At 65.4% G+C, this 22,544-nt stretch carries 14 protein-coding genes; 6 read left to right on the top strand and 8 right to left on the bottom strand.

Annotated features, from left to right (window positions below):
* The first annotated feature begins 212 nt into the window (after positions 1-212).
* A complete protein-coding gene (locus tag ACOGXI_RS02035; protein WP_419937240.1) occupies positions 213-1,730 on the top strand; it encodes a Fic family protein in 1,518 nt (505 codons plus the stop codon).
* Between the two features lie 87 nt (positions 1,731-1,817).
* Here the strand turns inward: ACOGXI_RS02035 and ACOGXI_RS02030 are convergent, their stop codons facing one another.
* The 5 genes from ACOGXI_RS02030 to drmD all read right to left on the bottom strand — a co-directional run bounded on the left by ACOGXI_RS02030 (position 1,818) and on the right by drmD (position 13,189).
* Positions 1,818-3,077: a hypothetical protein gene (locus ACOGXI_RS02030; protein WP_419937239.1), complete on the bottom strand. Its 1,260-nt coding sequence runs from the start codon at positions 3,075-3,077 to the stop codon at positions 1,818-1,820.
* Positions 3,078-3,237: 160 nt separating this feature from the next.
* Positions 3,238-4,443, bottom strand: a complete 1,206-nt coding sequence (locus tag ACOGXI_RS02025) for an ATP-binding protein (RefSeq protein WP_419937238.1) — start codon at positions 4,441-4,443, stop codon at positions 3,238-3,240.
* A gap of 11 nt (positions 4,444-4,454) precedes the next feature.
* Positions 4,455-6,326 (bottom strand): hypothetical protein, encoded by a 1,872-nt coding sequence (locus ACOGXI_RS02020; protein ID WP_419937237.1) that lies wholly within the window; start codon positions 6,324-6,326, stop codon positions 4,455-4,457.
* Positions 6,327-6,368: 42 nt separating this feature from the next.
* On the bottom strand, positions 6,369-9,887 hold the full coding sequence (locus ACOGXI_RS02015) for an Eco57I restriction-modification methylase domain-containing protein (RefSeq protein ID WP_419937236.1): 3,519 nt from the start codon (positions 9,885-9,887) through the stop codon (positions 6,369-6,371).
* Entirely contained in the window at positions 9,884-13,189 is a 3,306-nt protein-coding gene (drmD, locus tag ACOGXI_RS02010) for a DISARM system SNF2-like helicase DrmD (RefSeq protein ID WP_419937235.1), read from the bottom strand. Before drmD ends, ACOGXI_RS02015 begins: the two co-directional genes overlap by 4 nt.
* A gap of 329 nt (positions 13,190-13,518) precedes the next feature.
* Between drmD and ACOGXI_RS02005 the strand changes: the two genes are divergently transcribed.
* A complete protein-coding gene (locus ACOGXI_RS02005) occupies positions 13,519-14,667 on the top strand; it encodes a glycine cleavage T C-terminal barrel domain-containing protein (protein WP_419937234.1) in 1,149 nt (382 codons plus the stop codon).
* A gap of 39 nt (positions 14,668-14,706) precedes the next feature.
* Here ACOGXI_RS02005 and ACOGXI_RS02000 read toward each other — a convergent pair whose 3' ends face one another.
* Positions 14,707-15,141 carry an SRPBCC domain-containing protein gene (locus ACOGXI_RS02000; RefSeq protein ID WP_419937233.1) on the bottom strand — a complete coding sequence of 145 codons (435 nt, stop codon included), beginning with the start codon at positions 15,139-15,141 and terminating at the stop codon, positions 14,707-14,709.
* A 153-nt stretch (positions 15,142-15,294) separates the two neighbouring features.
* On the opposite strand from ACOGXI_RS02000, the gene ACOGXI_RS01995 reads away from it, so the two are divergent.
* Together ACOGXI_RS01995 and ACOGXI_RS01990 are read left to right on the top strand one after the other, a co-directional pair.
* Positions 15,295-16,416 (top strand): AAA family ATPase, encoded by a 1,122-nt coding sequence (locus ACOGXI_RS01995; RefSeq protein ID WP_419937232.1) that lies wholly within the window; start codon positions 15,295-15,297, stop codon positions 16,414-16,416.
* Positions 16,413-16,964 carry a hypothetical protein gene (locus ACOGXI_RS01990; RefSeq protein ID WP_419937231.1) on the top strand — a complete coding sequence of 184 codons (552 nt, stop codon included), beginning with the start codon at positions 16,413-16,415 and terminating at the stop codon, positions 16,962-16,964. The genes ACOGXI_RS01995 and ACOGXI_RS01990 overlap by 4 nt, the downstream gene beginning before the upstream one ends.
* A 29-nt stretch (positions 16,965-16,993) precedes the next feature.
* Here the strand turns inward: ACOGXI_RS01990 and ACOGXI_RS01985 are convergent, their stop codons facing one another.
* The gene (locus ACOGXI_RS01985; protein ID WP_419937230.1) at positions 16,994-18,265 is read right to left on the bottom strand and encodes a 6-bladed beta-propeller; all 1,272 of its coding nucleotides are present in this window, start codon (positions 18,263-18,265) and stop codon (positions 16,994-16,996) included.
* Between the two features lie 680 nt (positions 18,266-18,945).
* Between ACOGXI_RS01985 and ACOGXI_RS01980 the strand changes: the two genes are divergently transcribed.
* A complete protein-coding gene (locus ACOGXI_RS01980; protein WP_419937229.1) occupies positions 18,946-20,775 on the top strand; it encodes a TolB family protein in 1,830 nt (609 codons plus the stop codon).
* A gap of 6 nt (positions 20,776-20,781) precedes the next feature.
* Here the strand turns inward: ACOGXI_RS01980 and nudC are convergent, their stop codons facing one another.
* Positions 20,782-21,762 (bottom strand): NAD(+) diphosphatase, encoded by a 981-nt coding sequence (gene nudC / locus ACOGXI_RS01975; RefSeq protein WP_419937228.1) that lies wholly within the window; start codon positions 21,760-21,762, stop codon positions 20,782-20,784.
* Positions 21,763-21,819: 57 nt separating this feature from the next.
* Between nudC and ACOGXI_RS01970 the strand changes: the two genes are divergently transcribed.
* Positions 21,820-22,515, top strand: a complete 696-nt coding sequence (locus ACOGXI_RS01970) for an HAD family hydrolase (protein WP_419937227.1) — start codon at positions 21,820-21,822, stop codon at positions 22,513-22,515.
* Positions 22,516-22,544: the final 29 nt, after the last annotated feature.

Below are 22,544 nucleotides of genomic sequence, written 5' to 3'. Positions count from 1 at the left end.
GAGTTGTCGGTTATCCGCAACCTACGAAACGCTTCCCGGCGTGTGAAACCGTCGCCGGCCGGGCTCGCTCAAGTGGGGTGTTCGGTCGAGGGGTGACGTAGGATCAGTCTCCCGGATAAGGATAAGTGCACTTTTTTCGCATTTCGGGCTTCTTATGTTAAGATAATTTGCGTTTTGCGCGATTCTCGTGTCGTTATCCCCGGAAAAATTCGATGAACCGCACGCTGGACGAACTGCCCGAAGCCTTCGTGTCGCATACGGCGATCAGCGGCGAAGTGTCGCGGGCCGTGAAGGCCGGGACGCTGCGCAAGCTCGCGTCCCGCCTCTACACGAAGAACCTGGACGATGCGCCCGAGGATGTTGTGAGACGCAACCTGTGGACGATCGTCGCCGGGTATTTCCCGGGCGCTCTGGTCGCCGACCGCACGGCCTTCGAGGCGGCCCCCGCGTCCGATGGCTCGGTATGCCTCATCAGCGAGCGCGGCAGGACCATCGAGATACCCGGCATCGTACTCCGTCCGAGACGCGGTTCCGGGCCGACCACGTCCGATATGCCCTTCGTTGAAGGACTATACCTCAGTTCGAGGACCCGGGCCTACCTGCAGAACCTGCGCCCGTCGCGGGCCCGGGGCGGCCGCGTGCCGCGCACGCTCCCCCAAGCTCAGATCGAGGAAGAACTTGATCGCCTCATCCGTCGCTCCGGCGAACCGACCGTCAAGCAGCTGCGGGACGAGGCCCGCGCCGTGGCCGCCGAACTCGGTCTGGAGGAGGAGGCGGCCCGCCTCGACGCTCTCATCGGCACTCTCCTCGGCACGCGCCGCAGTGAACTCGATTCTCCGCTTGCGCGGGCCCGCAGCCGGGGGAACGCCTACGATCCCGACCGCATGGAATTGTTTCACAAGCTGCATCGGGCGCTCCGCGATCATCCTCCGACCGTACGATCCGCACCTCACCGGGATGGGCAGGGCCGCGCCACGCTGGCGTTCTTCGAGGCATACTTCTCGAACTTCGTCGAGGGCACCGAGTTCCTGGTCGACGAGGCCGTGCGAATCGTTTTCGACGGCGAGATTCCACAGCGCAGACCCGCGGATGCTCGCGATGTGGTCGGAACGTGGCGTCTCGTCTCCGATCCACAGGAGATGACGCGCACACCGCGAGATCCAGCGGAGCTTACCAATCTACTGCGGAGCCGCCACCGGCATATCATGTCCGGGCGTCCCGAAATGCGCCCCGGCGAGTTCAAGGACGCTGCGAACAAGGCCGGCGGCACCCACTTCGTCCTCCCCGATCTGGTATCAGGGACGCTGGAACGAGGTTTCTCCCTGTATCGAAGCCTCGAGTCGCCTTTTGCCCGGGCGGTCTACATGATGTTCCTCGTGGCCGAGGTGCATCCCTTCGCGGACGGAAACGGACGCGTCGCCCGCGTGATGATGAATGCGGAACTCGTGACGGCCGGCGAAGAGCGGATCATCATCCCGACCGCGTACCGAAACAACTACCTCGCCGCACTCCGTGCGCTGTCCCGGACGGACCGGCGGCCCCAGCCTCTGATCGACATGCTCAACTACGCCCAGCGCTGGACCCTTGCCGTCGGCTGGACCTCGCTTCGAGAGACGCAACGGGAGCTGGAAGCGTGCCATGCCTTCCTGGATCCCGACGAGGCTGAAAGCGAGGGCAAGCGGCTGCGCATGCCTGCCGGCACGACTCAACCCTCGCCATCCATATCGTAACTCCACCCACAACGACCGCCTCGTCTCCCGGTCCTCCTCGACCGCCACAGTATCTCCGCGCCACCTCCGGTTATGCCTCCACTGCAATCATTCAACAATCGCAGCGATCGCTTTCACCAGATCCGTTTCGAGTTGACTATATCCTTCATCATTGGGGAGATATTTGATATATCTAATGTGCCGGAGATCAAACGGTATATCCGCATCATTCTGCACGATCATTATGACTTCGCTGTTGCGTGCGTGGGCGATACCAGTCTCGTATAAGACATTTGGGTTCTTGTTAGTCAGATCGCTGATCACAAATCTGCTTTGCACAATAAGCTTGAAAACATCGTCGATGATGCTACTGGGCCCATAGATGTCGTCAACTCGTACGGCGTCAAGTTTGTGGATATCGCAAGCTTTCCGAATCCGGTCATAGACGACGTCATACTCACGATCGAACGGCATCATGACGGCGACGTGTCCCAAGACCGGTGCAGGCCAATCGTCGAGGCGAACAAATCGTGGTTTTGCAATACTCGGGAACAGCGCTTCTTGCGCGCTCGCGCGATCAGCGAAAAAAAGAAAGAGCCCCTCAAGCACATCGCCTTCCTTGACCGCCCAGTGCGTCCGTGAGTGCTCCCAGCGTCCTGTGTCGAACCGTCGTGATTCAAATATCTCCTCAGAACTGAACTGCTCCGTCTCGATCCGTCGAAACCGGAACCGGACATCGTCACCGTCAATGTGGACATCGCCAATCTGTGCAAGGAAAGCAGGTGTCTCGGGTTTCCCGTCAGGCATGGCCTCCGCGACAATAAGAGCAGGCAGCTTGGCGAGCGAAGACACGTCCGTCTCATACCGGAGCTTCAGCACCTCACTCGTGTACTCGAACAACCGATCCCTCGGGAATGTACTGGAACCCGTATGGTCCCGAAACACGAGAGCATCGGGACTACCGTAGCAAATGAAATTGTAGGTAGACAATGACCACATCATTAGCTCCTCCGTTACCGCCCCCTCCTGCTGCACTGCCGTGAAGGTACCATCCTCATAGCTGTAGCCATCTTCCCTCATCAGTCGGATGAAATCGCTAATGCCCTCAGGGATACCGTCTGCCGTTAACCGAACCGCTGTTTCATTGACGGCCGCCAATAGCATGGCGATATCGCGTTGCCTCGCCGGGTTCAGGGTTGCGAAATAATCTTCAGCGAGTTTGCGACGATTGCCCCACTTCTCCCAAGTGACGTCATCCGAGAAACCGGCACCCGTGAAGATATCGCTGATATCTCGCAGAACAAAATGGCCGCTGAGAACCTCTCGAAACTCGTTGCGGCTGGCTTTGCTGATTTGCGGTAACGCCATCGTGCCTCCGATTGTCATATCATACTAACCGGTGATCTGGAATCGTCCCGTCCACATCTCGGCGTCACGCGAAGCCCCGTTTCCTCGACCCTGCCTCGGCTGCGGCGTCGACCTTCGCAAGCGGTGACCGTTCTCGCCTTGACGGCGGTCGTGCCCACGGCTACCGCCTCAGCGCCCAAATCGTCAGGCGGAGCTCGTTGCCGAACAGCTCGTATTCCGGGCGGCGGCCCGCGTGGGCCTCGCCGTCATCGAGGATCTTCCGCACGCCCTCACCTCGTGACTCCAGGAAGACCTGGCCGGTGCGCTTGCTGCGCATCTTCGAGAGGAAGCTGACCAGAAGCTGGTTGCGCGTGAAGGTGCGGTAGGGCATCTCCTCGATCGTCAGGCCGTTGGGAAGCTTTCCGGGGCTGTACAGCTCCAGCCGGTCGGCATAAAGGAACAGGCGGATCTTCGAGCCGGAGACCGAGTAGTCCCGGTGGGCCACGGCGTTGACGATGGCCTCGTCCACCACATCGATGTCGTACACGTCCTTGCCCTCGGCGGGGCGCCCGGCATTCATGAAGTGCATGACGAAGGCGATGCCCGCGTCGACCTGGTCGGAAACCGGGCCCGCGAGGCGCTCGGCATGCACGAGGTCATCGGATGAGAGCCGGGTTCCGCCGTAGCAAGCCGCCTCTATGTACGCGGATGGCAGCAGGCGGGCGGGATCCGACGAGAAGGCGAGCAACCCGGCAACCGTAGGCCGGTCCACGCCGCTTTCGTCGCGGGTGGTCACCCGCGTGTTCCGTAGGAGGTCAAGCCATGGAATTCTCGGCGAGCGGCCGAAGAACGCCTCCAACCGGTTCCAGTCCAAGTCCTCCACCGCGCCGGAGAAGACCTGCTGCTCGTCGAACACATACCCTCGGCCACGCTCCTGAAAAAGGCGGGCCAGCTCCGGGGGAGCGAGACGTCGCTTGGTCGAGCCGAGGCGGGCATAATAGCGGCCGCCCGAGGTACAGTGGGCAAAAAGTCCCCGCGGCACGGTCACGATGATGATGGACATGCCGTTCTCCCCCGGGACCGGAAGGGCCTCCCGCCTGACCTGCGGCCGGAGGGGCGGATCGCAGTTCTGGGTTGCCACGTTGAGCACCCATTGCTCCACGAGCTGCGACTTCTCCCGAGGCACGCCGACGATGTCCCCGTCGTCATCCACGCCAAGGAAGATCGTCCCGCCCTCCGCGTTGGCGAACGACACCATCTCCGCCGCGAAATCCTCCGTGTTCGGGGAGATCACGCCTCGTTCGCCGAAACGGATTTCCTTGAACTCGGCGCGGCTGTCCTCCCCGGCTCGCAACTGCCGGAGGATCTGGTCGGGCGTGTCGAACACGGTGCTGTCTCCTACAGGGGAAGCTCGGTCTGAGGCCTTGGGAACATCTCGGTCTGACCCGGCCTGCGGAAGGGCGCGGTTGAGTCCACCGGCCCCCCTTCGGCGACGCGCCGAGCCGCTCCTTCTTCCTCGAGAATCTGGTCCGCCTCCGGGTAAACAAACTCCTTGCCATCGATCGACGAGGTGTCGCCGATCAAGTCGTGCGTAAAACCGTTGAAGAGGAGGTCGTGGTGCCCCTGTCCGTGCCGTCTGCGGTGTCGGACCAACCGGTCGAGCAGCTGAACGTACTCGACCCGCCCCAGAAGGTTGCGCGCATGCAGGTGGCACTCTCGTCGATCCTCCTCGGCGCTCTGGGCGAGCTGCCAATCGTAGAATCGTGGACCGAGACGGCTGGCGACGGGCTGGTGGTGCTGGGCGCGGTCGTCATGGCCCAGTCCGTAATCGGCCAAGCGAAGGGTTTCGGGAAGCAACCAGCCTTCGCCGCTGTTCTGGGCAAAGAAGGCTCCGATTCCCTTGTCGCGGTCGCCGTTCGCGGCGTCGATCCTTGTCTCGAGGTCGTGGAAAGCGACCAGCGTGAGCACCGTCTGGCGGAGTGCGGGATCTCGATTCCTGTCAATCCGCCAGAAGCCCTTTGGATCCAGCCCGCCAGCTGCGATGTCCTCTGAGGACAGGTCGCAGGAAGTCAGGATTCTCTGGAGATCGGAGTAGTCCAACCCGAATAGCACAGCGACCGTGGCATCCAAGACAGCGCATAGGCGAAGCCGTTCCGAAACTGTGAAAGCCGTCGCGGTGGCCGTTGCTGCGACGCCGGTTCCAAGCAGTTCAATTGCGGCCGGAGAAAACCCTCGAGCCGTCAAACAGAGTGCTCCCGCCACTCTCCAGATACCTGCGAAATTCTCAATCTCTCGATGATTTGAGCAAAGCGGGTTTTGCTCGACTACGTGGTAGTCGATATGGAGTCCCGAAACCCGGCACCGCGTCACGAAATCGAAGGAGAATGATCCGAATACGGCGGCCAAGGCGAGAGACCGCTCCACGCCCGCACCAAATAGTGTTGCAGCAGTGTCGCCGGCAGGCATTCCGCAGAGGAAAGATCCGACTGCCGTCCGCGCGTTTGTGGCGGACCCGATTCGCATATGTGCCAACTTCGGTCGCCACGGAAGCGGAACCTCTGCCCCGTAATCCGCCGCTCCCATCAAGTACTGCGGCTCGATCTGCTTCTTTTCCCACGGAATTTCCCGCCACACCGCGCTCCTACCCGTCCCGCTTACCCATCCCTTCTCGCTGAAGTCGAACTGGCCGATCATGCGGCCTTCGTACAACGGCAAGGCCACATCCTCGACGCCCGGTTCTTCCCTTATCCACTCCGTCCCGTCGCGTGAGAGGATGACGCCGGGCGGAATCGCCACGCGCGGCACCGGCAGCCGATCATACGGCGGTTGCGCGCACCGAACGGCCCAATCCGTCCGCGCCACATCACCCGGCCTCAGGAGGTGGCCATGCACGAACCGAGCTTCGGCCTCCCGCCGCTCGGGATCGGCGCTCGTGTCGAAGAGCCAGTCATCCAGCTCGATCTCCGCGGGCTCGGGCCGGTCGGGATCGATGCCCAGTTCCGCCCACAGCTCCTCGATGGGACGCCAGTCGCCTTTCAGCCAGCGGCTGTACTCGTCCGGGCGGTAGCCCTTCTCCTCCCACTTGGGGCGCGGCGGGAAGAGCTTGGAGTCGTTGGTCATGTGGAACTCGGTGGCGTAGCGGATACCCCACCCGTCGGGCCCGTCATCGCCGAGCAGCACGGAGTTCGCGTAGATCTTCTCAAGGATCTCCAGATCGCGCGCGGACTGGATTTCGAGGATGGCGCGGCTCTTGGGGCTGAACCGCTCCACCTGCGCGCGCGTGTAGGCCGTGCCGACATCCTCGGCGCGCTCCTAATCGTCAAGGCTGCGGCGCATGAAGGCGGTCTGTATCGCCTCCGTCGTGCCGCCTTTCTCGATGATGACGGGGTTGAACTTCGCGCGGCTATCGATGGGAAAGATCTTGGCCCGGTTCTCGATGCCGAACAGCCATTTCCAGCGGCAGGACTCCAGAAACAGGGTCCTGAGAGCACCGGTGCCGTTGTCCGAATAGAGCCCCGAAGGAACCAGGAATCCGATCCGGCCACCCTTCCTGGCCAACGCGTGGGCAGCTTCGAGGAAGAGCTTGTAGAGGTTCAGGTCCGCCGATCCTTGATGCCGAAACGGGTGCTTCGGATCGACGAAACCAGTCGAGCCACGCCGAGCATTTCGCCAGCGTCGGTGCTTCTCCAGGTTGCCCTTCCCCAGAAAAAGCCTGTTCTGGCTCTTTTCGGTCTTCTCTGGATCGCCGAACGGGTTGCGAGCCCGGCCCACAAAATTGGATTGGGCTCGGAAGTCGGCGCAGTAGTCGAGCCAGCCCCGCTCGACGGCCTCGTCTCCGAAGTACTCCGTCTGCTTCCGCAGCGCTTCCTGCTTACCGTATGAACGGTAGAGTGGGTCGATGTTGGAGAAGAACTCCATCGAGACCGGCTTCGCGATGTCCCACGGAGGATTCCCCACTATCGCATCGAACCCGGCCCCCTCCTCGTCGAACACGTCTGGAAACTCCAGTTCCCAGTGGAAGAACCGGTGCCGCGCGGCAACCTCCTTCGCCACCGTCCGCGTCTCCCGCGGCAGGTCCGCGAAGCTTGTTGGAAGCGGCGCGTGCTCAATGTCGTCCGCAGGCCAGAACCAGCAGGCGCACCATAGGTCCATCGCTTCCTTGAGAGACCGCCATGCTGTTGAGCCCAGCAGTTCCTTGCGGTAGACATCCGCCCGTTCCGACGCATCGTGAATCGGCAGGTCGTGCATGTAGGCCAGCACCTCGATCGCGTCGTCGTGGACGGTCGCTGCCTTCTCCAGCTGATCCTCTTGAAACAGGGTCGCACCTTCGAGGAACCGGTTCATGTCGGGCGTCAGGCGGTCCCTGTGGAAGGCTTTGATCGCCTTGCCCCGCGCGTTCTTCTCGAAGTGGACACCGTTCGAGTGGGTCTTGTCTCCCCCTTCCCGGTTCTTCCAGGCCATCACCGGGTAATGCTGGAACTGGTCGAACCAGGCACCGATCAGTGCGTTGCCGCACTTCACCTTGTGGTCCAGGAAGCCGAACGGCAGCTCGCGGTCCATGGTCTCGATCCACAGCGAGATACGGCACAACTCGACGGCCAGCGGATCCAAGTCCACGGCATAGAGGCAGCGCTCGACCACATGGCGGCGCAGGCAGGCCTTCAGGCGCGGCTCGAAGTCTTCGTGATCGGGGGCACAGGGGATCTGCTCGTCGCTCAGGCGCTCGGGATCGTCGCCTTCCCCGCCTCGTATCCCCAATATCCGGACGAGAGACCGCTCGCCATCGCGCTCGATACGCGCATGGAACTGCAGCGATTCGTAGAGGGCCCCGGTGAGAAACCGCAGGGCGGCCAAAACGAACGAGCCGGACCCGCACGCGGGATCGCAGACCGTGAGCGCGAGAATGTCCTCGGGGAGCTTCGGAGTCCACTCGACCGGAGGGGCATGCCTGGCTTCCTCGGGCGCCAAGTCGGAGGGTGCATCGTACGCCAGCGGCCGCAGCGCGCGGTGGACGATCGGCACGGCCAGTCCAGGGCGCGTATAGAAGCTGCCGGAACCCTTCCGGGTCCCGCCCCACCGGGCCAAGTACCACTCGCCGGGCAGCACGACTTCGCGGACCAACTTGCGAGCTGTCTCCCCGACCTTGCGCTCATGGGCCAACCGGCGTTCCGGCGTGAGCCGACCGCGAGGCTTCCTGACCAATCCGGCCACTTCGGCCGCTCGCCGTGCCCACGTCTCGGCGCGCGTCCGGTTGCTCCGGCGCATGTCCGCATCGTCTCCGGGTGGCCCTGTCTCGTCCGAAACGTCCTCCACCGTCGGAGCCTCGTCCGACTGGAGGGCTTCCCCTTCGTCCGTCTCGGGCTCGTCGTCGGCAGCGCCCTTCCTGAGTTTCTCGAACAGGTCGCGAAGCGCCCTGTCATCCATCTCCTCCAAGCGGGACAGAGGCAGCGCGGGACGATCTCCGACGGCCAGAAATACGACCGGATCTCCATCCGGCGCGGTCTTCAGTTCGTAGTCCAGCAAGCCCTCGTACACGATGCCGATGTACTCGGAGGAGAGATCGGAGAAATCGACCGGCACGGTCACCCACATGCCGCCGCGGCCCTGCCGGATCCTCGCCTTCGTGCGAGTGAGGAGGCGCAGCATGGCGTAGACATCGCGGTCCGCGAGCACATCGCCGCGGAAGCATGCGGTTTCGAACACATGTAGCGCGCGAGAAACCCCGTCCCGGGCGTCGCCGTGCCCCGGGGCGAACAGCTCGCCGCCGTACGCGGTCACGGGCAGGTCGGGGTGGTGCGAACCCTCCGACACCAGCCGGAAGAGCGACAGTACCCGGGGCCATGCGCCGAAGGCATCTCGCATTGCGTCCCCGCGCGCCCCACGCCGTTCAAGCTGGTCGAAGAGACCGTTCAGGCCGTAGCCCTCGTGGTAGACCGTGTTGCTTCGGGGGAGTAGATCACGCGATTCCGCGAACAGGATGACAACGGCGCGCATGGCGACCCGGCAGGCCGCACGATAGATGTCGGCGGGCGCGACGCCATCGTCGCCGTCGGCAAGCTCCTTCAAAGCTTCCCCGTGGCTCCGAACCAGAATCTCCACCGCCTCCCGCAGCCGTTCGCCGAGCACTTCCGACAGGTCGGCCTGTCCCTTGCGGGTCTCCCGGATGGCTTGGAGGAGTTGCGGCGCGACGCCTTCCTCCGCCGGCGTCCAAAGTTCCGGCCGCAGGAGCGTCCTCAGCGCCGTCACCTGGGGGGCGAGCCCACCCTCCTCGAACCAGAGTTCCGCGTCCCACTCGCACGAGGCGTCGTAGTCGAGGCCGGCGAAAACCAGCCGCCACTGCCGACCGTTGGTCACCAGCGCGAGGTGCTCGCTGCCCGCCCGCAGCCACCCCAGCACACGGCCCACGGCGCGTCGTCCCCGGCCGACGCCGATGCGAGCGGCATCATCGATGAAGATGGGTAGCGAGACTCCGTGAGGGCCCGTCCACACATGGCGTGGCTTAACGGTGTCGCCCGTTACCGTGCGCCTGCCCCAGGAAGCGGGAATGCGGCTGCCGCGCAGCCAGTCGCCGGAGTCGGAGGAAAAGCCGCAGACCTCCTCGAAGACGAAAGAAACGAACTCGGACACGCCGACGGTCGCGGCATCACCGTCCACACCGGCCAGCACGGCGGCGGCGCGCCGCCGGAGCCGCCCCTCGACATGTTCGTCGAGTCGTCCCGGTGCGAGATGGGCGAGGGAATGCAGGCGTGGGCCGTCCAGCAGCAAGCCGGCGTGGCGGAGTTCGTTCCATCCGGGGATGGGTTCACGGTCCTGGGCGCTCCCGGCGCTCATCTCGTCCCGCTCCCGTCAACGACCGGCTCGGCGAGGCGAACCTCGACCGTAATGGGGAACACTTTCGCCTGGCCCGCCAAGGCGAAGCGCGCCGGGAGCAGACGATCGAGGATACGCACCCGTTCCCGGCGAAGTTGCTCGCGGATTTCCTCGTAATGTGTGCGACGCCGTTCGATTTCCTCCCGCTTCTCTTCGATCGACTGCTCCAGCCTCTCGAGGTCGGCCGCATCCTCGAACAACTGGACCTGCTGGCGCTTGGTCCTTAGGTCGCCGATTTCGCGCGTGAGCCGCTCGACGGTGGAGCGCTCGATCAGCGCCGACACCTCGCCCTCCTGACTCCGGTAACGCTCGTCCTCCCGGCTCCTGGCCGCCGCCTCATCGGCCTCCATCTGGATCCGCAGCCTCCGCGTAAGGTCGCTCTCGTGCTTCAGCAGCCACTTCCGCAGGAGCGAACTCGCATCGCCGAGCAGCTCGCGCGCGAGGTCCCGGTCCCCGGAATCGTTCGTGGCGCACCCGTTCCCGAGCAAGGCTCGCGACACAGCCGGGGACGGACTCCCGATCCGTCCGTCCCGGACCGGAAAGGCGACGGTCCCCACCCAGCGGTGAAACGTTTCCCGGAGTTCGTTCACGCCGAGTTCCTCGAAGCTGAGGAGGATGAGGGCTTCATCGCCGGGCTTCACGCCACCGCGCCGCACCGTCCAACGCGACACACCGCTCTCGCCCGGATAGCGCCGCCGGGTGAGCGAGCCGAGGGCGCGCTTCATCATCGGGTGCGCCAAGTGCAGCAGGAGCGCGTCCGGTCGGGTCTGGAACACATCGAAGTCGCCGAGCCGCTCGATGAACGGACTCGGGCCGAACGCGAGCTTGCGGACGGGTTCCAACGCGCCCATCGGGCTTGCCGGAGGTCTGCGCACGGAGCGATCGATCACGTTCCGCCACCCGGGAAGGTCGGGCTGCCGAAGCCTGTACAGCTCGGGCTCCCCGCAGGGCTCAAGCTGCGGCGGCGGACCCGACGCCATCGCGGCCTCCAGCGTCTCCGCCATCGCAGGGCCGCTCAGCTCGATGGCGTCAGCCAGCGCTTCCGGCAGGTCGACCAGATGCTCATGTCCGTCGCGCACGGCAAGCGATGCGTCGAACCCGCTCAGCCCGTCGTCTCGTACCGCGCCAATGCCCAAATCGAGAGCGTTCTGTACAAGGCTCGAATCCTCCCCCCGGATGAGCCGGCGCCGGACGGCGCGATCGAAGACCTCGTTTGCGGAACCCAGATCCTCACGGATTTCGTCCGCCTTGCGGATCACATGGCCGAGGAAGCGAACGTCGGCGTCGGCGGCGCTGTCGAAATGATGCACCGTGACGTCGCGGGCCTGCCCGTAGCGGTCGAGGCGTCCGTTCCGCTGTTCCAGACGGGACGGATTCCACGGGCAGTCGTAGTGCAGAAGATAGCGGGCGGTGCGGTGGAGGTTGAGGCCCTCCGAAGCAGCATCCGTCGCGACGAGGATGCGCACATCTGCGTCCGGATCGTTGAACGCGGCCTTGACGCTGTCGCGCTCGGTCGTGCCCATGCCGCCCGGACCGCCCATTCCGAACAGCGTCAACACCCGGTCCTCCCGATACTGCCGCCGCAGCCGGTTCGCCAAGTAGTCGAGCGTCGTCTTGTACTCCGTGAAGATGATCAGTCGTTCGTCTTCCCGGAATCCGCTCTCCCGCCTCAACAACTCCTCGACCAACTCCACCAGCTTGTCGAAGCGCGCGTCTTCGGTGGGCGTCCGTTCCGTGGGCGGTGGCTCGTCGTCGTCGAATCCGAGGGCTTCAACAGCGCGTTGGATGCGCCGGATTTCGTGCTCCAGATCGTCTCGATAGTTCCTCAGCCAGCCGCCGACGACGGCGGCCGCCGTCGCTTGGCGCTGTTGCGCTTCCCTGTCGTCTCCGGTCCTGCGCCTCACGACGCGCTCCGCCACCGCGACATCGGTATCCGTGACGGCTTCCTCGGACATCCCCCGCATCGTGCGCTGCCAGGAATCCGCGAACGCGGCGGGGCAGGAGAGCAGCCGCTTATTCAGCACCTCCACGGCGAACGTGCCGGCACGGCGGCGGCCCTTTGTCCCGGCGGCGACAAGCCGCCCGACCGCGGCGCGAAACGCGTCAAAGGCGGCCGCCAGTTCGGCTTCGCGCGGGTTGGTCGCGAGGGACAGGGCGCGAGGCGGGTTTCGAGTGCAAAAGCGCGGCCCCGAGGCACCGGCGTTGATGTCCCGCTTCAGCCTGCGAATGAACACATCATTGACCCGCTGGTGCATGGCGGGCCCCATACGGCTCGTGCGCGTGAAGCGAACGGGATCGAGCATTTCAAGCAGCCCCGTAAACGAACGCGTATGGCCGTTGTGAGGGGTGGCCGAGAGAAACACGCGGTGCTCGAAGCGGGGCGCCACGAGACCGAGCGTACGGCAAAGCTGGCTGTCCTCCCCGAATGCCGCCGGCATGAGGTTGTGACACTCGTCCACGATCAACAGATCCCACGGCAGGTGGGGTGTCCCTTCCGGCGTCACGCATGCCGACAGAAACTGCTCGCACACATCCGGCTGCCGCAGGTAATGGTACGAGGCGATGATCCGGCTGAACGACCGCCATGGGTTTGCGTCGATGCCGAGATTACGCCGTAGGTCTTCCGTCGTCTGGCGGTCGACCACCTGAAAGGACAGCGAGAACTTCTCCCACAACTCCTCCCTCCATTGGTCGCGCAGCGTGGCGGGCGTGAGCACGAGGACCCGCCGGATGCGACGCCGGAGGAGGAGTTCCGTGAGGATCAGGCTCGCCTCGATCGTCTTCCCCAGCCCTACATCATCGGCAATGAGCAGGCTGACGCGAGGCATCCGCAGTGCCTGCAGGAGAGGGGCAAGCTGGAAGTCCTCGACGCGCACGCCGCCGTGGAAGGGGCTCGCGACTACCTCCTCACCCTCCTCGCGACCCTTGCCATCGAGACCCAGGTACGGCGACAGCGCGGTCCATCGCGCGGCCCGTAGCAGAGCGTCGAAATCGGCCGGAGGCATGGGATCGGAGCGGGAAGCGTCCGGTAATGCGGTCGGCTCAAGGAGGGTCTTGCGCGGCTCGAGTTCCCACAGCAGACGCTCGTCGGACGGCGAGCCGCCGTCACGGTATTCGAGATGAACGAGATGTAGCCGTCCCGTCTCGCCGTCGAAGGGGGAGACCGACGTCACTGTGCCGCGTCGGTTCCGCACGGTGGCCAGCATCCCCGGACGGGGGATGGTGTTGTCCACGCTGGCAACGTTGTTCGTGCGACGATTCATATCGTGTGTCCCGACGGCAAGAGCTGGCCTACCCATCACTTCCGGGTACAGGCTGCGTCGTTCGCGAGCAAGAGCCCATGGGGTGACTGACGACAGGGTTTTCCAACAAGATCGTTGCCAACGATTTCGTTGTCGTAGTCGACCGAAAGGCCTCGACATCGGGAATCCGCAGCGGCGGAGCTGCGGCCGAAGTTCACGACCACTCCGCTCGGGCTGGCCGTCCGTTCGGGTCGGCGCATATGATCCGCGCACCTTACGCTGCGGCATTCGCCGGAACCGATTCCGTCCCGTGACACCGACCCAACCCGTAGACCCGGAGGGGAAACCTCATGACCGAGACCTTCGACATGGCCTTGATCCAGCGCGGGGCCCGGCTCCGCCGCTCGCCCTACTTCGAGGCCACCCTCCGCGACGGATGCCGGAGCTACACGGTCTACAACCACATGTTTCTCCCCACCCGCTACGACGACCTGCACGCGGAGTACGAGAAGCTCCTGACCGGCGTCACGGTGTGGGACGTGAGCGTCGAGCGGCAGGTCGAGATCACGGGGCCGGACGCCTTCGAGTTCACGAACCTGCTCACCCCGAGGGATCTGTCGACGTGCGCCGTCGGGCAGGGCAAATACGTCCTCATCGGCGCCGAGGACGGCGGGATCGTGAACGACCCCGTGCTGCTGCGCCTGGCCGAGAACCACTTCTGGCTCGCCTTGGCGGACAGCGATGTGCTGCTGTACGCGAAGGGCATCGCGCTGAACTCCGGCCTCGATGTCGACATCTGCGAGCCGGATGTGTCGCCGATGCAGGTGCAGGGCCCGAAGTCGAAGGACGTCGTGCGCCGGCTGTTCGGGGAGGACGTCCTCGGGCTGCGCTACTACTGGTTCCTCGAGACCGACCTGGACGGCATCCCGGTGGTCGTGACCCGCACCGGCTGGAGCGGCGAAGTCGGCTACGAGATCTACCTCAGGGACGGAAGCCGGGGGGTCGAACTCTGGGACCGCGTGATGGAGGCGGGACGCGACCTGGGCATCTCACCCACGGGCCCGTCGGACATCCGCCGCATCGAAGCCGGCATCCTCAACTACGGCATCGACATGACGCTGGACACGAACCCGTACGAGGTCGGGCTCGGCTGGCAGGTGGATTTCGATCAGGAGGGCGACTTCATCGGTCGCGAAGCGCTGGCTCGGATCGCCGAGGAGGGTCCGCGGCGACTCCTCGCCGGCATCGAAATCTCGGGCGCCCCGCTCGACCTGAACGTGGACCGCTGGCCGGTGCGCCGGGACGGAGCGGAGATCGGCTTCGTGACCTCCGCCGTCCACTCGCCGCGTCTCGGGCGGAACATCGGCTACGCGCTCGTGCCCGCCGCCTCCGGAGAGCTGGGCACGCGGTTGAGCGTGGGCACGCCCGACGGAGAACGCGACGCGACGGTCGTCCCCCGCCCCTTCGTGGATCCCGGCAAGGACATCCCGAAGTCGTAGCCGCAGACGGCCGGAGGAACCGCGTCAGGCGGCTTCGGGTCAGGCGGTCGCGAGGTGGTCGGCGAGTTCGCCGAGTTCGTGCTCCCAGCCGCCGACGTTGTCCTGGCGGTCGCTCTCGGTCCGGAAGCCGCTCTCGACCAGGCGCAGGATCGTCCCGCCGCCCTCCCGTTCGGTGAGCGTCCACTGCACCGTCGTGTTGTAGCCGCCGTCGAGCGGGGTCTCCGGCTTCCGGGCCCAGCGCCACACGAGCCGGCGCCCGGCCTCCATCCACTCGATCGCGATCGCGTACCGCCCGTGCTTGTCCCACACGAGCCAGCCCGTCGACCCCTCTTCCGGCGCGAGTCCCTCCACCCGGTCCGGGAACCACGAGGCCAGCCCCTCGGGGTCGGCCAGCGCCACCCACGCGCGCGCGGGCGAGGCGTCGAGTTCGATCGTCCGTTCGATCGGTCCCCGTGGGATCGTATCGTTGCTCATGAGATGTGACGCTCCCGCGGCGGAGGCTGGATTCCTGAAAGACGGACCGAAGATACACGACGTGCGATGTGCCTGCGTTCGGTGGTGGCTCCGTGGGACCGGCGTTAGCTTCCCGAAGCCAGGACACGCAGAGTGAGATGAGGCATCCGGAAAATGATCAAGCGCATCTACATTGATAACTACAAGTGCTTCGTCAACTTCGAGTTGCGTCTTCATGAGCTGACGCTTCTCGTCGGGCGAAACGGCGCGGGTAAGACGTCCGTGCTGGATGCGCTCTACGCCTTGCGCAGGTTGCTCGAGGGCACGTCGAGGGTGACCGACAGAGACATCTTCCCACCTTCGTCGCGGACCCGCTGGCAGGATCGCGCCGTTCAGGTGTTCGAGACCGACGTAGAGCTGAACGGAGACGAGTTCGTCTACCGCATGGAGGTGGAGCAAGACCCCGTGGAACGCCGCGCACGGATAAATCTGGAGGCGCTTACGGGGAATGGAGGCCCGCTTTTCCGTTTCGAGCGTGGGAAGGTACAGCTTTACCGCGACGATCATTCCGAGGGTCCCGAGTTCCTCGCCGACTGGACGGAATCTGCTCTGGCTCGCGTGGTGGAGATGGATAAGAACGCACGCCTCACCCGGTTTCTGAGATTCATGCGGGACACGGTCGTTTGCCGGCTCAACCCTCCGGCGTTCGCAGCCGAGGCGGACGATGAGGACCAAACGCTGGCGCGGGACGGAACAAACTTCGTCCGGTTTTATCGCCACCTTCTGCAGGAGCGGCAACACCTCAACGCGGAATACGTCCAAGCGATGAAGGAAGTGCTGGACGGCCTCCGGGGATTTCGTCTGGAGAGGGTCGGCGCCGAGACGAGGGCCTTGGTCGGGGTATTTGGCGAGGCGGATGAACCGTGGGAGTACAGGTTCTCGGAGTTGTCCGATGGCCAACGGGCGCTGATCGTTCTGTACGCCCTCACGTTCCTTACGGTCGGCCAAGGGCGGGTTCTCCTGATCGATGAACCCTTCAACTATGTCGGGCTCCGCGAAATCCAGCCGTGGTTGATCACGCTCGCAGACGCCTGTGGAAGCGCTTTCCCGCAGGCCGTACTGTGCTCGCACCACCCGGAGGCCATCGATTATCTGGGGGCGGACCGAGGGATTCTGCTATACCGCGACGGAGTCGGTCCGGCCAGAGTGGAGCCGCTGGCCGAGGGCTTGGAGAAGCCGACGGGGGACGGTCCGCTGAAGCTCTCCCAATTGATGGCTCGAGGCTGGGAGCGGTGACGCCGCAGCGCAGAGTGCAGTACGTGCTGGTGTGCGAGGACCAGCAGCATGAGGTGTTCGCGCGAAGGTTCCTGAGGCGCTCGGGTTTCGTGACGAACAATCACCAACTTCGGATCGAGTCGTCATCCCGCGGCATCGGCGCTGCCGACGCGTTCGTCCGGGATACCTACGTGAGGGAGCTGGCTGCGGGCCGCAGCGTCCACGTCGACCGGACCCTGCTCGTTATCGTTGACGGAGACAGATACGGTGTTGAGGAGCGACTGCGCCAATTGAGCGAGGCATGCAAGCAACTGGGAGTAGAGGCGAGGTCTGCCGCAGACAAGGTGGCGATCTTCGTACCGACCTGGAACATCGAAACCTGGATTGCCTACCTCGGCGGGGAGAGCGTGGACGAACGGGCGAAGAACTATCCCAAGCTCGCCAGAGCTAGCGATTGCCAACCATGTGTCAACGAGCTGGCCGAAATGTGCCGGCGGCGGGAGTTGCGCGAGCCGGCCCCCGCATCCCTTCTTGCCGCATGCCGGGAATACGATGAAAGGTTCGGCTGAGGCACCTCATGGTCCGGATTGCGGCCCCGCTACCGGGGCAGATCAATCGCGTACACTTCGATGAACTCTTCATCCAGTTCGCTCGTGCGGAGGACGGCGATGCGGTCCGCAGTTACGTCGAGCAGCTCGTGGCTGGCGCTGGGAATCGTTGACTCCAGCTCGACTGGAGCCCAGCCCGTGATTCCGCTCTCTCTGACCTTCAGCAACTCCGGACGATAAACGGGAAGGCTGAGGCGACCGAGCGGGACGCCGTCGCGCCGAAGGACCGTCCAGTTCCGCTCCACATCGTCGAGTTCCGCGTAGCCGCCGAGCCATATCGCCCCATCGGCAGCCACCTTCAGCGCGCCGAAGGCAGGATAAGTGTCCCGCACGGTCGACTGCTCCAGCGTTCGGCGCTGAGCCGGACGCACCGCTTCCGGGTAGAGGTCGAGAAAGAGTTCGGTCCAGGCCTCCTTCTCCCGGGCAGTGACCGGGCGTGAAGAATGGTTACCATGGATCCGGGTCAGCGGCGTCGATGCTTCGTACAGGGTCACGTCGAGCGAATCCGTCGTGGCAATCACCGAGTAGGGGCCGCGTCCCGCATAGAGCGCGGTGGCGGCGAACCCGACCTGGATCAGCCGATCGGGCGTCGCATAGCGTTGCTTGCCAGCCCACTGACCCAGCGTGTCCACAACCGCGCCCGCAGCGTCAACCACCACGAGAAAGAGGGGGGCCCGCTGCAACCCCAGGGGACGGAAGGGACGCGTCTCGACCACGGCGAGAAACTCTCCGCCAGGGAGGCCAACCAACGGGACAAGAGCCTCCGTCACCACGACACGCTGGATCCCTGCCGCGCTTCCCTGCGCGTCCAGGAAGGTGATTCGCCGCACGCGATCGTCGAACACGGTGAGAGTGCCGTCCGTGTCGACCCCGATCCAGGCAATGTCGACATACTCTCCGGGCCCCTCTCCGCGGCGGCCTCTTCGTTCCAGAAGGTTCCCCTGCTGATCGAGGACGAGGATCTGAGACGACCCCTTGTTTCCGACTGCGAGTGACGAATCCGGAAGGAACACGGCGCCCGCCACCTGGTAGAGCTCGACGTCGATCGAGGTGGAGTAGAGCAGCCGCCTGTTCAGTTCCGGAAGGTCGAGATCCTGCAAATCCGAGATGTGGACGATCGTCACGCCTGCGGAATCGGTCGTCGAACTGGTCGCGGAATCGGCCCCGGGGTCGAGCCGGTCCGTCTCTTGAGATGCGTCCCGGCACCCCAACCCTGCGAGGACCAGGACCGAGAGGATGCGACATCGCGCGGCCTGCTGCATCCGACCTCCTCAATCCCGTTTCAGCCGAAGACTCGTGGATCGATGCCTTCAGCTCGGTCAGTCAGTATACGTCGTCGGCGATGGGGTGCGTTTCACACGCGGATCCGAGGACCGGCGTGAGTTGGTGGAAGTTGGCCACCGCGAATTCCTCGGCTCCGTTGACGGTCGCGCTTCACGACGAATATCGTCCTCGCCTGGTGAAGACGATGATGAGACGATGATGAGACCTCCGTCGAGCCGACGGCGTGGCGGATGGCTGCTGCTGGTGCACCTCCTCCTGGTGGGCATCCTGCCCATGATGGACGTTCTCCACGACCACCACGCAGTCACGGTCGCAGAGCTTCACCGCGCCGACGGCGAGTGCGAGCACGAGAGACCTGGGGCGGACTGCCCCCTCCTCGGACTCGGGTCTGTTCCGGCCATGCTCGCCAGCGCCACGTCGTGGTCACCTCACTCTTCGACCCTTGCGGCCTCGACATCTCCGGCATCCGCCGTCGATCTGCCCGACGCACCCGCGTCGCCGGCGCTTCCCCGGGCTCCACCCCGGATCTGACCTCTCCCCCCGACAGGTATGTCATCGGTGCGGGTGCGCATTGCACTCCACCGCCCCTGTCACACCGCGCGCGCTCAGGCCGCGCACATCTGGTGCATGTGCGATCACATGACCGGAAGGAGATCAGATGAGCTTCACCCTCAGTGGGCCGCTGCAGGCTGTGTGCCGCGGCCTCGTAGCTGTGCCGCTCCTCACGGCGGCGGCGTGCGGAAGCAACGTCGAGGAGGCCTCGGAGGTCGTGCTCGCACGACACGTTCACACAGACATCTACGACGCCTACCCGGGCATTCCGTCGCCTGCCGGCGATCGAGTCGCATTCACCGACTATGCCGCGGACAGGAGATCGCTGACGGTCTACGACGTAGCGACCGGCGACCGCGTGGTGACGAGGACGCAAGGGGGACGGTCGCGGGTGACCTGGTCGCCCGACGGTTCGCGCGTCGTTTACATCGACCGCCAGGCCGATCGTCACGGAGTCTGGACCCTGGACCCGACCACCGGCCGGGAGTCGCGCATCGTGGACCCCGGGGACGCACGCATCGACTATCCGCGACTGCTGCCCGACGGGACCGTGACCGCGCTTCGATACGCGGGTGCCGATACCGCGTGGGTCGCGTATGCGCCGGGACCCGGCCGTTCGACATCCGTGGTCGTCGACCGCGCCGGGGGATGGGTCGCGCCTGTTCGATCTCCCGACGGGCGCGCAGTCGCATACCTTCGCGTCGCGGACGGACGCGCGGCGCTGGCCGTGACGGAGATCGCGACGGGCGAGACGCGCACGCTCGCCGCCGACCTCCAGCTCGGATGGGACCGCCGTGTGGATTGGTCCCCCGCGGGAAGAGCGCTCCATCTCGCGGCTGCGGGGATCCACGACTCGCTCATGGTCGGCTGGCGCGTGCCACTGGACGGAGGCCCGGCCGAACGGCTGGAGCGGGCCGGCCGCGACGTGCTCGCGGTCACGCCGCTCGCCGATGGTCGCGTCGCTCTCAGCGTATACCATACGCGCACCACGGTGGGTCTCGTGCCGGTGACCGGAGGCGAACCCGCCGATGTGATACCGGCAGGTTCCACGAGCGCTTTTCTGCCTTCCTGGCACCCCGGCGGCGGGGCGCTGGGCTTCATCACGACCTCCTGGCGGCGCGTCCGCATGGCCGTCGACTTCGACCTGGGCGTCCTTGACCTCGACGCGGAGGGGGGGCCGACCGGCGCAGCCCGAGCGCTCCTCTCGGAGGCGGACGAAGACTACGGAGCCGCGTGGTCGCCCGATGGCCGGTGGCTCGCCTTCCACGGACACCTGGAGCAGAGCGACGACATATGGCTCGTCCCGGTCGGCGGGAGTGAGCGACCCACACGACTTACGCGGTTCGGACCGGGCGCGGATACCGGCGAGCCGGATTGGAGCCCGGACGGGCGGGCGCTCGCCTTCAGCAGTTACGGCCCGCCTCTCGAGGAAAATCCCGGCTCCGTGTACTCGGTCGCCGTGGATCCCGCTACAGGGCTTCCGGTCGCCGACCCTGTCCGAGTCCCGCTCGACGGGTTCCGGGGCTCCGCCATGGGAGCCCGTTTTTCGCCGGACGGCGAGCGGATGGCTTTCTACGGACGCTCGCTCGAGGACGGACGCGTCACCGTCTACACCGTGGCGGCCGCGGGAGGAACCCCCACGGCCGTTGTCTCCTTTGCCAATGGCGAACCGTACAGCGCGCCCGAGTGGAGCGCCGACGGCGCGTCGCTCTTCTACTCGCGTAACGACGGCTTCGGGCCCTTCCAGGTGTGGCGGGTGGACATCGCCACCGGCGCGACGGAACAGGTGACGACCGGCGTGCGCGGCACACTCCAGCCGAGCGTGAGCCCCGACGGACGGACGCTCGCGGTTACGATGCGTGAAGCTGCCATCGAGGTCGTCGCGCTGGCCGCGGGCGCGGGCAGCACAGATACCAACTCGGACGGAGGGCCCTGAACAACGCTATCCGGCGAGCCATTCCTCGATCAGGCGGCGCGAGATCGAGACGCGACCCGGGAGCCGGAGGCCGATCTCGCGGCGGCGGACGAAGTCGGCGCGCTCGAACCAGCGCGCATCGACAAGTTCCTGCCGCGCGACGGTCAGTTCGCCGCCCACGCGTTCGGCCCGGAATCCGAGCATGAGCGATGCCGGGAAGGGCCAGGGCTGCGACGAACGGTAGCGGATGGAGCCTACCTCGATCCCCGACTCCTCGCGAACCTCGCGGACGACCGCTTCGGAGAGACTCTCGCCCGGTTCCACGAAACCGGCCAGCGTGGAGTAGACACCCTCCGGCCAGATGTCCTTCCGACCCAGTAGACAGCGGTCGCCATCGGTCACGAGGACGATGATGGCCGGGTCGGTGCGGGGGAAATTCTCGGTCCCGCAAGGGTCACTCGAACACCGCCGCACGTGGCCTCCCTGGCCCGGCCGGGTCGGGGATCCGCACCTGCCGCAGAAGCGGTGCCCGCGACTCCATGTGAGGAGCGCGCGGGCATATGCCAGGAGGGATCCCTCGGGCTGCCCCAGCATGGCCCCCACCCCGCGGAGATCGAGGAACTCTCCCGCCCCATCGAGCGAGCCATCTGACGGCGGCTCCTCTTCCCCGCTTCTTCCGGACATGTCCGCGGCGAACAGTGCGCGGCCGTCCTTCCCTCCACCTTCGAGTCCGAGGAAGATCCATTCCTCCGGCGGCTCCGATAGGGGGGCCACGGCTGCGGGCGGAAGGAATACCGGCTCGTAGGCCATGCCGTCCGCTTGCGCGAGCCCCCGCGTCGTTTCGGCAACGAGGCTGCGTGAGCGCCACACGGGGACGATGCGTGAGGAGGGATCGGACACCCGCTCCGAGATCCACCGGGGATCGGCGCGAAGGTGCGTCGCGCGGTCGAGGCCGCCGCCCGCGAACGGGTTGGCGACCCTCGGTCTGTGGTGGCTGTCCCGCGCCACGTCCGATAAGATCTCGCCGTCCGACATGGGTGGAACGTAGCAGCCTCGAGGGAGAACATGCACAGTTTCGAGGGGACGGCGGGCCGGGGCACCCTTCTCACGTTCGACTGTTACGGCACGTTGATCGACTGGGAGGGCGGAATTCTCGCGGCGCTCCGGAGCGCGTATCCGGAAGCGTCGGCGGTCGAGGATGAGGGCCTGCTGGGCGAATTCCACGCGGCCCAGAACCGTCTGAAGACGAGCGAGTACCGTCCCTACCGGCAGTTGCTCACCGAGACCTCGGTGGAAGTCGCGCGCACGAACGGATGGAATACGTCGGAGGAAACTGCGGCCGGCGTCCCCGCCAGCATCCCCTCCTGGCAGCCGTTCCCGGACACGAATCAGGCGCTCTCACGCCTCGCGGAGGCGGGGGTCACGCTGGGCATTCTCTCGAACATCGACGACGACCTGCTCGTCGGCACCCTGAAGCACTTCGAGGTCGAGTTCGGCTTCCTCGGCACGGCCCAGAGGCTGCGCAGCTACAAGCCGGCCGCACCGCACTTTGCGCGGGGCCGGGCGTGGGCGGCCCACTTCGACCGCTGGCTGCACGTAGCGCAGAGCCTCTTCCACGATGTCGTGCCCGCGACCTCGCTCGGCGTCCCCGTGCTATGGGTCAACCGAAAGGGCGAGTCCCTACCGCACAACGCTGACCCTGTCCATGTCGCACCCGATCTGGCCGCCGCAGCCGCGTGGCTCCTTTCGTCACCGAACTGACGAGATTAGACTGGTCGTATCGTCTGGTC

It is taken from the genome of Candidatus Palauibacter sp. (assembly GCF_965208055.1).
GTDB lineage: Bacteria > Gemmatimonadota > Gemmatimonadetes > Palauibacterales > Palauibacteraceae > Palauibacter.
This window is presented reverse-complemented; position numbering and strand designations above follow the sequence as displayed.

What these genes read in the sequence shown, in the direction of transcription:
- ACOGXI_RS02035 (WP_419937240.1), top strand. Translation starts at nt 213, where the DNA reads ATGAACCGCACGCTGGACGAACTGCCCGAAGCCTTCGTGTCGCATACG.
- ACOGXI_RS02030 (WP_419937239.1), bottom strand. Translation starts at nt 3,077, where the DNA reads ATGGCGTTACCGCAAATCAGCAAAGCCAGCCGCAACGAGTTTCGAGAG.
- ACOGXI_RS02015 (WP_419937236.1), bottom strand. Translation starts at nt 9,887, where the DNA reads ATGAGCGCCGGGAGCGCCCAGGACCGTGAACCCATCCCCGGATGGAAC.
- drmD (WP_419937235.1), bottom strand. Translation starts at nt 13,189, where the DNA reads ATGAATCGTCGCACGAACAACGTTGCCAGCGTGGACAACACCATCCCC.
- ACOGXI_RS02005 (WP_419937234.1), top strand. Translation starts at nt 13,519, where the DNA reads ATGACCGAGACCTTCGACATGGCCTTGATCCAGCGCGGGGCCCGGCTC.
- ACOGXI_RS02000 (WP_419937233.1), bottom strand. Translation starts at nt 15,141, where the DNA reads ATGAGCAACGATACGATCCCACGGGGACCGATCGAACGGACGATCGAA.
- ACOGXI_RS01995 (WP_419937232.1), top strand. Translation starts at nt 15,295, where the DNA reads ATGATCAAGCGCATCTACATTGATAACTACAAGTGCTTCGTCAACTTC.
- ACOGXI_RS01985 (WP_419937230.1), bottom strand. Translation starts at nt 18,265, where the DNA reads ATGCAGCAGGCCGCGCGATGTCGCATCCTCTCGGTCCTGGTCCTCGCA.
- ACOGXI_RS01980 (WP_419937229.1), top strand. Translation starts at nt 18,946, where the DNA reads ATGAGCTTCACCCTCAGTGGGCCGCTGCAGGCTGTGTGCCGCGGCCTC.
- ACOGXI_RS01970 (WP_419937227.1), top strand. Translation starts at nt 21,820, where the DNA reads ATGCACAGTTTCGAGGGGACGGCGGGCCGGGGCACCCTTCTCACGTTC.